Consider the following 13,635-nt stretch of genomic DNA (forward strand, 5'->3'; position numbering starts at 1 on the left):
TGCGGCGGCAGCCACTGCCACAATCGCCGCCATGTCGTCCGGTGTCCTCCAGGCAGGCCTCGCCTATGCGATCTGGGGCCTGCTCCCGCTGTACTTCCATCTCGTGGCGGCCGTCGCGCCGTTCGAGATCGTGCTGCAGCGCGCGCTGTGGTCGCTGGCGTTCGTGCTCCTGCTGCTTGCCGTGCTGCGGCGCTGGGGCTGGCTGCGTGACATCGCCCGCCAGCCGCGGACGCTGGGCATCTTTGCCTCCAGCGCGCTGCTGCTGTCGGTCAACTGGCTGGTGTATGTCTGGGCGGTGACGCACGGACTGGTGGTCGAGTCCAGCCTGGGCTACTTCATCACGCCGCTGGTCAACGTGCTGCTCGGCTATTTCGTCCTGAAGGAGCGGCCCAGGCGCATGCAGTGGGTGGCCCTCGCCATTGCCGCGGCCGGCGTGCTGTGGCTGGCGGTCTTCACCGGTTCGCTGCCGTGGGTCGGCCTCGTGCTCGCTGCGAGTTTCGGCATCTACGGATTGCTGCGCAAGACCGCGCCGCTCGGCGCGCTGGAAGGTCTCGCACTCGAGACGCTGCTGCTCGCCCCGCTGGCGGCCGGCCTGCTGGCCTGGCGGGCGTCGCAGGGCGCGAATACTGCCGGCGGCGACGCCTCCCTGCTGGCACTGCTGGCGTTGAGCGGCCCGCTCACCGCCTTGCCGCTGCTGCTGTTCGCCGCCGGCGCCCGCCGCATCCCGCTCACCACGCTCGGCGTGCTGCAATACATCGGCCCGACCATCCAGTTCGCGCTGGGCGTGTGGCTGTTCCACGAACCCTTCGGCGGGCCGCGGCTGGTGGGCTTCGTGCTGATCTGGCTGGCGCTGGTCGTCTACACGGGGGAGAGCCTGGTCTGGATGCGCCGGCGCCCCCCGGGCGTCAATGGCTCCCCGACCCCTGGCGAGGCGCAGGGCCGGGCGTGAGTTCGGTGCCGGACTGCCGCTCGACCCAGCGCACCAGCTCGCTCACGCTGGCACCGGGGCCGGCGGCGTGGTCGGCCATGCGCCACAGCTGCTGGCCGAGGCCCCAGAGGGGCGCCGGCGTGGCGGTTTCGCGAGCCAGGTCCAGGGCGATCCCCATGTCCTTGAGCATCAGCTCCAGCTTGAAGGGATCGTCGAAGCTGCGGCTGAACACCCGCTGGTGGAAGTGGGTCTGGGTGATCCAGGAACCGCCGGTGGATTCGTTCAGCACGTCCACCATCACCTTCGGGTCCAGCCCGTAGCGCTTGCCGGCCACGAGGCCTTCGGCGGTGTTGGCCAGCGTGACGGCCGTGATGCAGTTGTTGATGCACTTCATGGCGTGCCCGCAGCCCAGGCCGCCCAGGTGGAACACGGCACGGCCCATCACGTCAAGGAGCGGGCGGATGCGCGCGACGTCGTCGTCTGCGCCGCCGACCATGAACACGAGCTTGGCCTCTTGTGCGCCCCAGGCGGCCCCGGACACCGGCGCGTCGACCATGGCCGCGCCGCGCTTTCCGAGTGCCTCGCCGGTCTGCTCGGTCAGCCAGGGCTCGCAGCTGGACGTGTCCAGCAGGATGGCGCCGCGGCGCAGGCCTTCCACGAGGCCGTCCTGGCCCAGGGCGACCTGCTGCACCACCTGGCCGTTGGGCAGCATGGTGATGACCACCTCGCTGCGCGCGGCAACTTCGCGCGGCGTCGTGGCGGCGACCGCGGCATGGCCCAGCCTCTCGGCCAGGCTGCGCGTGACCGATGCGTTCGCGTCCAGCAGCGTCAGACGATGGCCGGCCTGCGCGAGGTGGGTGGCCATGGGGGCGCCCATCACACCCAAGCCGACGAAGCCGATGTCCATGGATGCCTCCCTTCGAAATGCGGTGCCAGGGCGCAGCATGCCCGAGAAGCCGCCGCGGCGCAGCTCGGCCATACGCGCACCTTATAGTGGCCGGATGACGTCAAACAGCAAGGACGCCGGAACGGGCGAGGGGACCGCGGAGGGCCTGACGCGGGCCGCGCCGGCAGCGGCGATCGAGGCCGACCTCGCGGCGATCGCGAGCGTCGCTGCCGTGCCGCAGATGCTGGAGGTGATCTGCCGCACGACGGGCATGGGCTTCGCCGCCGTCGCCCGGGTCACGGACGCGCAATGGGTGTGCTGCGCCTCGCGCGACGAGATCGGCTTCGGCCTCCAGCCCGGCGGCGAACTGGTGCTGGAGACGACGCTGTGCAACGAGATCCGCCAGCACCACCAGCCGGTCGTGATCGACGACGTGCCTGCCAGCCCGCTGTACTGCGAGCACCACACGCCGGCGCGCTACGGCTTTCGCAGCTATATCTCCGTACCGATCTTCCGCGGCGACCGTTCGTTCTGGGGGACTTTGTGCGCCATCGACCCGAAGCCCGCCAGGGTGGAGACCGCCGAGGCCCGCGGCATGTTCAGGCTGTTTGCCGACCTCGTGGGCTTCCATCTCGATGCGCAGGACCGACTGCACGCAAGCGAGTCTGCCCTGCGGCACGAGACCGACACCGCCCGGCGCCGGGAGCAGTTCGTGGCCGCGCTGGGGCACGACATCCGCACGCCGTTGCAGGCCATCGCCGGCGGGCTCGCCGTGATCGAGCGGGCACCCGACCAGGGGGCGCGCGTGACGCCGCTGATGCGGCGCAGCCTCGACCGCATCGGCGAGCTCGTGGAGGACCTGATGGACCTGGCTCGCGGCCAGCTGGGCACGGGCATGCGGGTGAGCCCGGTGCATTGCGAGGACCTCGGCCAGCGCCTGGCGCGCATCGTCGATGAAACGCGTGCCGCGCGGCCGGACGCGCGCATCGAGTTCGAATGCCGCGTGGACGGCCCGGTGTGGTGCGACCCGGCCCGCATCGTGCAGGTCGCGGCCAACCTGCTGGGCAACGCCGTCACGCACGGAACGCCGGGCCAGCCGATCGCCGTGCGGGCGACGGCCAGCGCGCAGGCCTTCGAGCTGACCTCCTCGAACGCGGGACCGCCGATGGCCGCAGCCGAGGTCGCGGCGCTGTTCAAGCCGTACTTCCGTCCGGCGACCAGCAGCAAGAGCTCGGGCATGGGCCTCGGCCTCTACATCGTCTCGGAGATTGCCAAGGCGCACCGCGGCACGGCGACGGCCAGCGCCGAACGCGGCGAGCTGACGTTCACGGTGCGCATCCCGCGGCACGCGTGAGCGGCGACCTCGGACGCTGCGCGAGTGATGCCGGGGTGCGCCCATCTTCCGATCGGGCTTGCCGAGCGTCAGCCCCGGCAAGGTGGCAGGAACGATGAACGCGGTAATGCCGCCCGGGCCGGGGCCCTCGGTGCGCGCCATCAGCGTGAATGCGCCAGCCCGTGGCGCGTTCGTGATGAAGCGCTTGGTCCCGTTCAGGACGTAGTCGCTGCCCTCTCTGGCGCCACGCGTCTTGATGGAGGCTGCGTCGGACCCCGCGTCGGGTTCGGTCAGGGCGAACGACACCACCAGCTCACCGCTGGCAATGCGGGGAAGGTACTCGCGCTTTTGCGCAGCGGTGCCGTCCATGAGGATGCCTTGCGAGCCGATCCCGATGTTGGTGCCGACCACGGATCGAAAGGCGAGCGCGGTCTGCCCCAGTTCGTAGGCCACCTCGCACTCCTGCGCCATCGACAGGCCGATGCCGCCGTACTCCTCCGGAATGGAGATCCCGAACAGGCCGAGATCCTTCATGTCGCTGACGATCTCCGGCGGCACGTCGTCGTGCTCCTCCACCTGGTCCTCCGCCGGCACCAGCCGGTCCTGGATGAAGCGCTGCACGCTGTCCTTCAGCAGCTGGAAGGTTTCGTCGTCGAGTGCCATGCCGTTCCTTGTGGAGGAGCCGCAATTGTTCGCATGCCGGCCGCCGTTGACAATCACAGCAGACATGAACAGTCCGTCAAAGGAGTTTTGACAGTCGAATGGACGCGCAATCCCTCGCCCTCTTCGTCGACATCGCCGATGCCGGCAACCTCAGTCTCGCGGCGCGCAATCTCAAGATGAGCCGGGCCAACGTCAGCTACCACCTGCGGCAACTGGAAACCTCAGTGGGTTTCGAGCTGCTGCGCCGGACCACGCGCCGTGTGGAGCTGACAGAAGTGGGGCAGCGCCTGTACCAGCACGGGCGGGTGATCCGGGACGAGGTGATGGCAGCCCGCGAGTCGGTGGCCATGCTCGGCAAGGGAATGCACGGTTCCGTGCGGCTCAGCGTGCCGACGGGGTTCGGGCAGCTCGTGATGTCCCCCTGGCTGATCGAGTTCAAGCGCCTGTACCCGGAGGTCTCGCTGGATCTTCGCTTCGAGAACCGCATCGACGACCTGCTGCGGGAAGAGGTGGACGTCGCCGTGCGTGTGATGTCCGAGCCGCCGGAGCAAACCGTGGCGGTGGAGCTTGCGCGCGTGCGGTACGCCGCCTGCGTGTCGGCGGACTATGCGCGTAGGGGTCCCGTGCCCACCCGGTTGGAGGAGCTGGTGGACGCTCCCCTGATCACGTCCGCCGTGAGTGGCCGCGACCTGCGGCTGTCCGCGTATCGTAACCACGAGCGCCGTGATTTGACGCTCCACCCGACGCTTGCATCCGAGAACTTCCAGTTCCTGCGGGACGCGGTGCTGGCGGGGCTGGGTGTCGGGCTCGTGCCCGATTACGTCGTCGAAGCGGATGTGGCTGCAGGGCGCGTGGTGACCACACTGCAAGAGTGGCAGCTGAGCATCTTCGGAACGCGCATGTACTTGTTGCGCATGCCCGCGCGCTACCAGACGGTGGCGACCCGCACGCTGATCGACTTCCTGGTGGAACGATCCAGGGCATGGGCGGCGCAGCACCGCTGAAGCCGACGCGTTCCCGCTAGCTCCTGCTCCTGCGATACGACCGGTCCTGCAGGTAGATGTTCACCAGCAGGATCACGCTGCCGAGCGCAGCGCCGATGAAGCAGACGATCGCCAGGCCGGGGTAGCCGAGCACGCGGAAGTCGGTGTCGACGCGCATCAGCAACGCCGCGCCGATGATCAGCGCCGCGAGCACGAGGCCGGTGGTGACGCGGTTGGCGATCTTCTGCATGCCTTCGATCATGCCGTTGGCGTCTGTTGCGCGGACCTTGATCTCCAGCTCGTTGTCCGCCACGGCGTCCATGATGCGGTTCACGCGGCGAGGCAGGCCCGCGGCGAAGCTCTTGAACTCCATCGCCGCCGTGAGGAAGCTCCCCTCGGTCGCCTCGCGCTTCATGCGCGTGGACAGGAGCTTGCCCGCATGCCGGCGTACCGCCGCATTGGGATCGAACTGCGGATCGAGCACGCGGCCGATCTCGTCCAGCTGCAGCAGCGTCTTGGCCAGCAGCGCCAGCTCGCTGGGCACGAAGAAGCCGCAGTCCGCGGCGACCGTGCTGATGTCGAGAAGCGTCTGGCCGATGTTCACGTCCTTCAGGCCGCGCCCCTGCTCGCGCGCGACCAGGATGCCCAGGCGACGGCGGAAGTCGGCGGGGTCGGCCTCGTCGCTCTTGTCGCTCACCTGGATCAGCGATTCGGCCGCCTGCTCGCTGCGCCCGTCGCTCACCGACAGCAGGATCTTGAGCAGCTGCTCCTGCATGCCCGGCGTCGTGCGGCCCACCATGCCCAGGTCGAGCAGCGCCAGGCGCCCGTCGTCGGTGATGAACACGTTGCCCGGGTGCGGGTCGGCATGGAACAGGCCGTCCACCAGAACCTGCTTCAGGTAGGCGTGGAACAGCTCGTCCAGCAAAGCGGTGCCGTCGACCTCCAGCCGCGTGTAGCCCGAGAGTTTGGTGATCTTGGTGCCGTGCACGCGCTCCATCGTCAGCACGCGCTTCGTGCAGTAGTCGGGGATCGGCTGCGGCACGGCCAGGCGCTCGAACTCGCGCAGGCTGCTGCCGACCGCGACCAGGTTCTCCGCTTCGCGCTCGTAGTCCAGCTCCTCGTGGATGGAGACGCGGAACTCTTCGAGCATGAGACGCAGGCGGTGGCGGCGGCCGACGTCGGTATGGGCGTCGAGGAACTGCGCGACCCGCGCCAGCACGTCGAACTCCTCGGCCACCTGCTTGCCGACGCCGGGCCGCTGCACCTTCACGACCACGGGCGTGCCGTCGCGCAGCGTCGCCGAGTGCACTTGCCCCAACGAGGCGGCCGCAATGGGTTCGGGATCGAAGGACTGGAAGGCCTTGGAAATGCGGGCGCCGAGCTCCTCCTCGACGATCGCGCGGACCTCGTCGAAGGCGAAGGGCTTCACGTCGTCCTGCAGGCGCGAAAGCGCCTTGACGTAGCCGGCGGGCAGCAAGTCGGGCCGGCTCGACAGCACCTGGCCCAGCTTCACGTAGGCCGGCCCCATCGCCTCGAGGTCGTCGGCCAGCTGGCCGGCGCGCTGCTGCGCCGCTTCGGCGGCCGTTTCATCGCTGGCGCGAACTGTGCGCCCGTGCTTCCACATCAGGCGGGCGATCTGCCGCCATCTCTGCAAGTGCTCGATCCTGGTTGTCATGCGGCCCGGAACTTCATGGGAGAGCTCGAGTGTCCCCATGCCAGAGCCGCCGCCTTATCGTCCCGGGGCTCGTCCGGGTGTCGGAATGTTGCACGTCAGACTTTCCAGCTCATCCTCTGCCCGCGGATGGATACAGTCAAGAACCATCAAGGAGAAAGAATGGAAGCGAACCTGCAAGGCCGCGTCGCCATCGTCACCGGCGGCAGCAAAGGCATCGGCCGCGCCATCGCGCTGCGGATGGCCGCCAGCGGCGCGGATGTGGCGATCCTCGCGCGGGACGAGGCGACGCTCGAGGAAGCGCGCCAGGTGGTCGCGCAAAAGGCCAGGGCTCGCGTGATGGTGGCGCGTTGCGACGTGACGAAAGCGCAGGACATCGCTTCGGCCTACGAGCAGGTGGTCGCGACCCTGGGCCGCGTGGACATCGTCGTGAACAATGCGGGCACCTCGCGCACCGGGGCCTTCCTGTCGATCACCGACGAGGTTTGGCAGGAAGACCTCGACCTCAAGCTGTTCGCCGCCATCCGGCTGACGCGGCTCGCCTGGCCGCAGATGGTGGAGCGGCGCTGGGGCCGTGTCATCAACGTCCTGAACATCGGCGCCAAAGCGCCGAAGGCCGCGAGCGCCCCGACTACGGTCTCGCGGGCGGCCGGCATGGCGCTGACCAAGCTGCTCGCGGGGGAAGGTGCGCCCCACAACGTTCTGGTGAATTCGCTGCACGTCGGCCTGATCGACAGCGACCAGTGGGTGCGCAGGCACGCGCAGTCGGCAGAAGGCTCGTACGACGCGTTCCTCTCCGGCATGGCGAAGAACATTCCTCTCGGACGCGTCGGCACGGCGGAGGAGTTCGCCAACGTGGCGTGCTTCCTGGCCTCGGACCTGGCCAGCTATGTGACGGGGGCTGCGATCAACGTCGATGGGAACCTGTCGCCGGTGATGTAGCAGCGCGCATCACGCTGCCTGCGGTCACGGAAGGGTCAGACTCAAACCGGTCATCCTGGTGATGAAGAAGGTGAAGAGCCCCATGCCCAGGAGCGCCAGCATGAAGACCGCGGCCACCTGGCCGCCCGCGCGCAGCACCGCGCGCTTGTCCATCTTCTTCTCCTTCTGGCCTCGGTCGTAATGCCACTTGATGGCGTAGAACATGCCCGTGCCGAACACGAGAACCTTGAACGTCACGAAGACGATGAGGACGATCGAATCCATCATTGGATGTACTTCCGGGCTATCACTTTGAAACCATCGACGGCGTCGCGATCCGTGCGAGAACTGCGCGCGCTCCACCGCAAGAGCCGCAGCGTTCCTGATGCAACACATGGATTCTCCGTCAACGGCGCTTCCCTCGCACGGCAGCTCACGCCCTGGCGCGCGGCCTCATGCGGAAGCTGATGCCCATGCGATTGATCGCGTTCATGGCGGCGATGGTGAGGGTCAGCTCGACGAGGTCCTTCTCTCCGAACACCGCCAGTGCGGCCGCATAGGCTTCGTCGGAAGCGTGCGTCTCGCTCACTCGCGTCACCTCCTCGGACCAGGCCAACGCGGCCCGCTCCTGCTCGGAGAAGAGGTATTGCGCCTCGTGCCAGGCCGGAACGAGCACCAGCTTCTCGACCGACATGCCTTCAGCGAGCAGGTCCCGGCTGTGGATGTCGATGCAATGCGCGCAGCCGTTGATCTGCGACACGCGCAGGAAGACCAGGTGGGTGAGCAGGCTTGGGAGGCGAGTGCTCCTGGTGACGAAGTGGTGCAGCACCCCGACAGCCTTGGCACCCTCGGGAGAAGCCTGGAACCAGACAGCGCGATCCATGAATCGGTTTCCTTCGATGTGAGTGATGGACGGAGGCCGGATCCGGCCTCTCCGCCATAAGACGTTCGACGCGAAGGCGTTGTGACAGCCGTCGAAGAAAGTGCTACTCGAAGCTCACCGTCGCCTTCAACGCATCGCGCGCCTCGCGGATCGCCTCGAGATGCGCCTGCCGGAAGGCCCGCATCGTCATGCGTTCGGCGCGCACCGAAAGGCTCACTGCCGCCATCGTCTTGTCGGGGAAGCTCGAAACGGGAATCGCGATGGAGCGGACGCCGAGTTCCAGCTCCTCGTCGCATTCCGCCCAGCCGTGGATGCGGCAATGCTCCACCTGTTCGACGGCGGATGCGACGTCCCGCACGGTCTTGGTGGTGTACGCATCCAGCGGCGTCGCCTCCAGGTAGCGCACGACGTCGGCGCGAGGCAGCGTCGACAACACGGCGCGGCCGATGGCCGAACAGAAGGCGGGCAGGCGCGAGCCGATGCCCAGGCCGGTGGACAGCGTGCGCCGGCCCGTGGACCGGGCGATGATCAGCACCTCCTGGTCCAGGAGCAGGCCCAGCGATGCGGACTGGCGCGTGCGGTCCGCGAGCTGGTCCAGAACGGGCTGCGCGAGCTGCGGCGCCGGCCGTGACATCAGGTACGGCCTCGCCAGCAGCAGGCTGCGCGGCGCCACCCAGAACCGCTTGCCATCGCTGTGCAGGTAGTCGAGCTCCTGCAGCGTCATCAGCAGGCGGCGGGCCGTGGCCGGCGTGTAGCCCGTGAGGCGAGCCACCTCGGACAGGCTCAGCTTGGAGTGCTTGCGCTCGAAGCAGAGCAGCACCTTCAGGCCCTTCTCGAGCGAGGCCACGAAGTCGCGCGGGTGCGATCGTCCGGGGTCCGTCATGGGGCAATTATCTGCGCAATGCGCAAGAAGCCGTTGTCGGCCCCCCGCAGGGCCGCCAGAATCAGCGGCATCCTTGACGCATCCGCTTGATTTCCAGGCGTGCATCTGGCAGGCGCGGTTCCCGCGCTGATCCCTTCCGCAATCTTCGAGACGCTGGCCATGATCAAGAGACGAGACATCCTGGGACTCGCATCGCTTTCGGCGGTCCCCTTCCTCGCGCATGCGAACGACTATCCGCGCAAGCCCATCAACCTGGTGACCCCCCTGGCCGCCGGCGACGCCGCCGACCGCGCCGCCCGCCTGATGGGGCAGGAGCTGGGCCGCCTGCTGGACACGACCATCACGGTCACCAACCAGCCGGGAGCCGGAGGCTCGCTGGGCACGCAGGCCGTCATCCGCGCGCCGAAGGACGGCTACACGCTGCTCTATGCGCAGAACAGCCCGCTGACCATCCGCCGCGTCATCGAGCCGGAAGCCGCCAACTACGATCCTCTGCAGGACCTGACCCCGCTGGGGCTGACGACCCGCAGTCCCTCGGTGCTGGTGGTGCGCAAGGACGCTCCCTTCAAGACGCTGAAGGAAATGATCGCGTACGGCCCCAGGGCTGCGAACGGCCTTCGCGTGGGCAACGCGGGCCCTGGCTCCGTGGGCGAGATCAGCACGGAACTGATCAACTCCACCACCGGCGCCAAGCTGGTCTCGGTCAACTACAAGGGCGCGGCACCGGCCATCACGGACCTGCTCGGTGGCCACATCGAGGGCGTGATCATCGCCCTGGGCGCGGTGAGCACGCACCTGCGCAGCGGCAACCTGCGCGCGGTGGCGATCTCCTCGCGCTTCCCCGAATTCCCCGACGTCCCGACGCTGCGCCAGCTTGGCTACAAGGCCGACATCCTGGGCGTGTGGTTCGGCTTCTTCATGCCGGCCGGTGTCCCGAAGGACGTGGTGGACACGATCGTGCCCGCGCTGGAGAAAGTCGCACGCAATGCGGACATCTCGGCGCAGTTGCTGCCGGCGGGCATCGTGCAGGAGTGGGGATCGAGCCGTGCACTGTCCGAAGAGATCGCCAGCGAGTTCAAGTCCGTGACCGCGCTGCTCGGCGCGAAGGCGAAGAACGCGAAGTGAAGAACGAGGTTGGAATGGCAAAGCGCATGCATGTAGCCGTCGTGGGCGGCGGGATGGGCGGCCTGGCCGCGGCGGTGGCGCTGGCGCACCGGGGAATCAGCGTCGCGGTGTACGAGCAGTCGGCGGCGCTGCGCGAGGTGGGCGCCGGCGTCTTCATCTATCCCAACAGCCTGCGGCAGATGGAGCGCATGGGCCTGGGCGATGCGCTGGCGCGCGTCGGCGCCAGGGTGGGCTCCGGGTCGGAGTACTACCGCATGGACGGCTCGGTGGTCGGCAAGATCACCACCACCGACTCCAGCGGCTGGAACGGCATGTACGGCATGCACCGCGCCGACATCCTGAAGGTGCTGGCCGATGCGCTGCCCGCAAGTTCCATCCACACCGGCCACCGGTGCGTCGGCTTCAGCCAGGACGAGAACGGCGCCCGCCTCACCTTCGAGAACGGCAACGTGGCGCACGCGGACGTGGTGATCGCGGCCGACGGCATCAACTCGGTCCTGCAGAAGCACGTGGTGGAACCTTCGCCGCCCGAGTACGCCGGGTGCCGCGCCTACCGCGGCCTGCTGCCTGCGGACAAGCTGCCCGAGTGGCGGCGCGAGGCGCACCAGGTCTGGATGGGGGACGGCAAGCACTTCATGGTGTTCCCCGTGCGCAGCGGCGAGCTCCTGAACTACGTGGGCTTCGTGCCGACGAAGAGCGAGACGGCGGAGTCCTGGTCCGCCGTCGGCGACCGCGACGAGCTCGCCGCGTCCTTCGCCGGCTGGGATCCGCGCGTGACCTACCTGCTGGAGAAGGTCGAGACCTGCTTCTGGTGGGGCCTCTACGACCGCAAGCCGCTGCGCACGTGGACCAACGGGCGACTCGCATTGCTCGGAGACGCTGCCCACCCGATGCTCCCGCACCTCGGCCAGGGCGCCAACCAGGCGATCGAGGATGGCACGGCCCTGGCGGTGATCCTGCAAGCCTGCGCGCAGGACGATGCGATGTCGCCCGAAGAGGCGCTGCGCAAGTACCAGGCGCTGCGGCAGCCGCGGACCTCGATGGTGCAGGCCGAGGCGCGCAAGAACGGGCTGCGCTACGACTCCAAGTACGCGGACCTGGCGCAACGCGACAAGGAGATCGCCAACTCCGCGCAGTTCCGCCGCTCGCTTTACGACTACGACATCGAGAAGGAAGCGCTCGAGTTCGTGCGGGTGGAGGGGGCGACCGCTTGAGGGGCGGGGCGCCCCGCGGGCGCCCGCTCTTTCAACGCGTGAGGTCTCCCGCCAGCCCCGCCGGCAACGGGAAGATCACCTCCGCCAGGTTTCCCTTCCACACGAACGGCGGATAGGCCGACGTGACCGGGCAGATGTGGTGCGCGCCGGAGATCACCGGCACCGACCCCGCCCCCGTGAACTGCGTGCGGCAACCCGTCGGGTTGTGGAACGCCGCGAGGTCCTGCTGGAACGTGGTCTGCAGCGTTACCGGCAGCGACGCGGGCGGCGGCCCGGGCGGGCCGGGCTCGGGCGCGCGCGTGGATGCGCGTGCGGCGCCTCCCGGCGGCGGGCGGTCCTTCGCATCCAGCCGCAGCTCCCACGCCACCAGCACCTGGAACTGCAGCGCGCCCTGCGACAGCGTCGGCGGCATCAGCGTGTTGTCGCTCGCGTCGTAGAGGGTGCTGTACCAGCGGGGCCACTGCGCGGGCGGGCTGACGCTCGGGTCCCAGCCCACCGGCTCGCCCTCGGCGTTCGCGCCCTGGATCTGGTGGAAGTAGCTCGATTGCACGAGCGCCGCCGGCTGCGTGCGGTCGGCGATGCCCCAGTTGGCGAGCCCTATGCTGCCCGTGTCCCCCGCCACGAACTCCTGCGGTGCCCAGTGGCCCGAGGACGGCAGCTGCAGCGTCATCGGCATCGAGAGTTCCACCGGCGCGTTGGGGATCTCCGGCGAGGAGCGGAACGACGAGGGCGTGTACGCGACGAGCTGTGCATTCGGCATGGGGCCGCCGCTGCCGTCCTGCAGCGCGTTCGTCACCGTGAGCCCGTGCTGGAAGAAGCCGCGCGAGCTCGCCACGTTGGCGAGCATGTTGCCGGGAGAGAACGTGCCGCGCAGGCGCTGGATGACCACGTAGTGGCAATCGTCGAGGTCGCCGTTCACCCAGTACACCCAGATCTCGCTCTTCACGGTGCCGTTCGCGCCCTGCGTGCCGGAGCCGATGGTGACGTCGTCGGTCCACTGCATCTGCTTGCTGAACGGCTGGATGGTGGGCCGCGCCACGCCGTAGCGCGCGCCGGGCGGCGGCGTCAGGGTGTTGTCGGTGAAGCGCAGGGAGGGTCTCATGGCGTCTTCTCCAGGAACGTGAAGGGGTGCGACTGTTCCGCGGGCGCTGGCGCATCCTGCAGGGGCGCCGCGTCGGGCACGAGCCAGGTCCACACTTCGTTGTTCTGGCCGCCGCCCCAGCCCCAGGTGACGACGCCGAGGTCGGGCCCGTAAGGGCCATTCCCCGGGAGTTCCATGTTCTGCCCGTGGTCGAGCACGGGGCGGAACGCGAAGAAGTGGTTGCCCTCGCTGCCGCCGGGGCTCCACAGCGAGTGCGCGTCCAGCTTGTTCAGGGGCACCTGCGTGACCGGGCTGCCGTTGCTGCCGGTGATGTAGAGCGCCTGGCCGGTCTGCGCGCTTGCCACGGCGATGCCCCAGGGCATCCCGCCGTAGAAGGCGAGCGCCGGGAAGAAGAGCTGCCCCTGCTGCTTCAGGTCGTTGGCCCTGCTCACGAGCTGCCCCGTGGGATTCGCCGGGTTCACCGACGCGGACCAGCCGCAGCGCGAGTAGAGGCCGCGGAAGAAGGGCGCGTAAGGCACCACGTCGAACTCGGCGAGGTACGGCGCGCTCGTCGGGATGCAGGTCCACTGCGAGTTCCACGGCCCGCCCGCCCACCGGTAGGTGATCACGGGCGCCGGCTTGTACGGGCCGTCCCCGGGGATGTTGATGTTCTGGCCCAGGTCGGCGACCGGCCGGATGGCCATGTACCCGCCGCCCTCGTTGCCGCCGAAGCTCCAGATCGAGTGGTCGTCGATGTTCGCCACGGGCACCTGCGACACGGGCTGGTCGTTCCCGTTGGGCGCGTACACGGCGTAGCCCGTGAGCATGTTGACGAACGAGACGCCCACGATGCCGCCGCCGCCGTCGCTGAACCTGCGGATGTACAGCGCCGGCATCCACAGCTGCGAGGGCTGCGAGGGATCCAGCGGCGACACCCAGAGCTGGCCGCCCGGGTCCCGGAGGTTCACCGCCAGCGCGAGCGGGCGGCCGTTGAACGTGCATCTCGACACGATCGAGATGAACAGCGGACTTGCGGTGAAAGCAGCCATGGCGTTTGCCTTTC

At 68.7% G+C, this 13,635-nt stretch carries 14 protein-coding genes and 1 pseudogene; 7 read left to right on the plus strand and 8 right to left on the minus strand.

The window, feature by feature from the left end; all coding sequences use genetic code 11:
* Window positions 1-31 precede the first annotated feature (31 nt).
* Window positions 32-949, plus strand: coding sequence for an EamA family transporter RarD (gene rarD / locus H8N03_RS00410; protein WP_187074146.1), 918 nt, complete (start codon window positions 32-34; stop codon window positions 947-949).
* Here the strand turns inward: rarD and H8N03_RS00415 are convergent.
* On the minus strand, window positions 906-1,907 hold the full coding sequence (locus H8N03_RS00415; protein ID WP_255428001.1) for an NAD(P)-dependent oxidoreductase: 1,002 nt from the start codon (window positions 1,905-1,907) through the stop codon (window positions 906-908). The genes rarD and H8N03_RS00415 overlap by 44 nt on opposite strands.
* Window positions 1,908-2,085: 178 nt before the next feature.
* Here H8N03_RS00415 and H8N03_RS00420 point away from each other — a divergent pair, with 178 nt between their 5' ends.
* A complete protein-coding gene (locus H8N03_RS00420; RefSeq protein ID WP_435531650.1) occupies window positions 2,086-3,168 on the plus strand; it encodes a GAF domain-containing sensor histidine kinase in 1,083 nt (360 codons plus the stop codon).
* On the opposite strand, the pseudogene H8N03_RS00425 reads toward H8N03_RS00420, so the two are convergent.
* Window positions 3,157-3,768 (minus strand): annotated as a pseudogene (locus H8N03_RS00425) (acyl-CoA dehydrogenase family protein); the annotation flags it as partial. The gene H8N03_RS00420 and the pseudogene H8N03_RS00425 overlap by 12 nt on opposite strands.
* Here H8N03_RS00425 and H8N03_RS26110 point away from each other — a divergent pair.
* Both H8N03_RS26110 and H8N03_RS00430 read left to right on the plus strand, forming a co-directional pair.
* On the plus strand, window positions 3,680-3,901 hold the full coding sequence (locus H8N03_RS26110) for a hypothetical protein (protein WP_255428002.1): 222 nt from the start codon (window positions 3,680-3,682) through the stop codon (window positions 3,899-3,901). The pseudogene H8N03_RS00425 and the gene H8N03_RS26110 overlap by 89 nt on opposite strands.
* 7 nt (window positions 3,902-3,908) lie before the next feature.
* Window positions 3,909-4,814, plus strand: coding sequence for a LysR family transcriptional regulator (locus tag H8N03_RS00430; protein WP_187074149.1), 906 nt, complete (start codon window positions 3,909-3,911; stop codon window positions 4,812-4,814).
* A gap of 16 nt (window positions 4,815-4,830) precedes the next feature.
* Here the strand turns inward: H8N03_RS00430 and H8N03_RS00435 are convergent, their stop codons facing one another.
* Window positions 4,831-6,447, minus strand: a complete 1,617-nt coding sequence (locus H8N03_RS00435; protein ID WP_222622781.1) for an ABC1 kinase family protein — start codon at window positions 6,445-6,447, stop codon at window positions 4,831-4,833.
* A 180-nt stretch (window positions 6,448-6,627) separates the two neighbouring features.
* Between H8N03_RS00435 and H8N03_RS00440 the strand changes: the two genes are divergently transcribed.
* Window positions 6,628-7,407: an SDR family oxidoreductase gene (locus tag H8N03_RS00440; protein WP_187074151.1), complete on the plus strand. Its 780-nt coding sequence runs from the start codon at window positions 6,628-6,630 to the stop codon at window positions 7,405-7,407.
* 24 nt (window positions 7,408-7,431) lie between these two features.
* Here H8N03_RS00440 and H8N03_RS00445 read toward each other — a convergent pair whose 3' ends face one another.
* The 3 genes from H8N03_RS00445 to H8N03_RS00455 form a co-directional block, all read right to left on the minus strand.
* Entirely contained in the window at window positions 7,432-7,671 is a 240-nt protein-coding gene (locus H8N03_RS00445; protein WP_435531644.1) for a hypothetical protein, read from the minus strand.
* Window positions 7,672-7,819: 148 nt separating this feature from the next.
* Window positions 7,820-8,269, minus strand: a complete 450-nt coding sequence (locus H8N03_RS00450) for a carboxymuconolactone decarboxylase family protein (protein ID WP_187074153.1) — start codon at window positions 8,267-8,269, stop codon at window positions 7,820-7,822.
* A gap of 103 nt (window positions 8,270-8,372) precedes the next feature.
* The gene (locus H8N03_RS00455; protein WP_187074154.1) at window positions 8,373-9,152 is read right to left on the minus strand and encodes an IclR family transcriptional regulator domain-containing protein; all 780 of its coding nucleotides are present in this window, start codon (window positions 9,150-9,152) and stop codon (window positions 8,373-8,375) included.
* 159 nt (window positions 9,153-9,311) lie between these two features.
* On the opposite strand from H8N03_RS00455, the gene H8N03_RS00460 reads away from it, so the two are divergent.
* Window positions 9,312-10,277: a Bug family tripartite tricarboxylate transporter substrate binding protein gene (locus H8N03_RS00460; RefSeq protein WP_187074155.1), complete on the plus strand. Its 966-nt coding sequence runs from the start codon at window positions 9,312-9,314 to the stop codon at window positions 10,275-10,277.
* Between the two features lie 26 nt (window positions 10,278-10,303).
* The gene (locus tag H8N03_RS00465; protein WP_187074156.1) at window positions 10,304-11,491 is read left to right on the plus strand and encodes an FAD-dependent monooxygenase; all 1,188 of its coding nucleotides are present in this window, start codon (window positions 10,304-10,306) and stop codon (window positions 11,489-11,491) included.
* 31 nt (window positions 11,492-11,522) lie between these two features.
* Here H8N03_RS00465 and H8N03_RS00470 read toward each other — a convergent pair whose 3' ends face one another.
* Both H8N03_RS00470 and H8N03_RS00475 read right to left on the minus strand, forming a co-directional pair.
* Window positions 11,523-12,593, minus strand: a complete 1,071-nt coding sequence (locus tag H8N03_RS00470; protein ID WP_187074157.1) for a hypothetical protein — start codon at window positions 12,591-12,593, stop codon at window positions 11,523-11,525.
* Window positions 12,590-13,621 (minus strand): ricin-type beta-trefoil lectin domain protein, encoded by a 1,032-nt coding sequence (locus H8N03_RS00475; protein ID WP_187074158.1) that lies wholly within the window; start codon window positions 13,619-13,621, stop codon window positions 12,590-12,592. The genes H8N03_RS00470 and H8N03_RS00475 overlap by 4 nt, the downstream gene beginning before the upstream one ends.
* Window positions 13,622-13,635: the final 14 nt, after the last annotated feature.

It is taken from the genome of Ramlibacter cellulosilyticus (genome assembly GCF_014297465.1).
GTDB classification, from domain to species: domain Bacteria; phylum Pseudomonadota; class Gammaproteobacteria; order Burkholderiales; family Burkholderiaceae_C; genus Ramlibacter; species Ramlibacter cellulosilyticus.

What these genes read in the sequence shown, in the direction of transcription:
- rarD (WP_187074146.1), top strand. Translation starts at nt 32, where the DNA reads ATGTCGTCCGGTGTCCTCCAGGCAGGCCTCGCCTATGCGATCTGGGGC.
- H8N03_RS00455 (WP_187074154.1), bottom strand. Translation starts at nt 9,152, where the DNA reads ATGACGGACCCCGGACGATCGCACCCGCGCGACTTCGTGGCCTCGCTC.
- H8N03_RS00445 (WP_435531644.1), bottom strand. Translation starts at nt 7,671, where the DNA reads ATGGATTCGATCGTCCTCATCGTCTTCGTGACGTTCAAGGTTCTCGTG.
- H8N03_RS00460 (WP_187074155.1), top strand. Translation starts at nt 9,312, where the DNA reads ATGATCAAGAGACGAGACATCCTGGGACTCGCATCGCTTTCGGCGGTC.
- H8N03_RS00440 (WP_187074151.1), top strand. Translation starts at nt 6,628, where the DNA reads ATGGAAGCGAACCTGCAAGGCCGCGTCGCCATCGTCACCGGCGGCAGC.
- H8N03_RS00430 (WP_187074149.1), top strand. Translation starts at nt 3,909, where the DNA reads ATGGACGCGCAATCCCTCGCCCTCTTCGTCGACATCGCCGATGCCGGC.
- H8N03_RS00450 (WP_187074153.1), bottom strand. Translation starts at nt 8,269, where the DNA reads ATGGATCGCGCTGTCTGGTTCCAGGCTTCTCCCGAGGGTGCCAAGGCT.
- H8N03_RS00420 (WP_435531650.1), top strand. Translation starts at nt 2,086, where the DNA reads ATGGGCTTCGCCGCCGTCGCCCGGGTCACGGACGCGCAATGGGTGTGC.
- H8N03_RS00470 (WP_187074157.1), bottom strand. Translation starts at nt 12,593, where the DNA reads ATGAGACCCTCCCTGCGCTTCACCGACAACACCCTGACGCCGCCGCCC.
- H8N03_RS00465 (WP_187074156.1), top strand. Translation starts at nt 10,304, where the DNA reads ATGCATGTAGCCGTCGTGGGCGGCGGGATGGGCGGCCTGGCCGCGGCG.
- H8N03_RS00415 (WP_255428001.1), bottom strand. Translation starts at nt 1,907, where the DNA reads ATGGCCGAGCTGCGCCGCGGCGGCTTCTCGGGCATGCTGCGCCCTGGC.
- H8N03_RS26110 (WP_255428002.1), top strand. Translation starts at nt 3,680, where the DNA reads ATGTCGCTGACGATCTCCGGCGGCACGTCGTCGTGCTCCTCCACCTGG.
- H8N03_RS00475 (WP_187074158.1), bottom strand. Translation starts at nt 13,621, where the DNA reads ATGGCTGCTTTCACCGCAAGTCCGCTGTTCATCTCGATCGTGTCGAGA.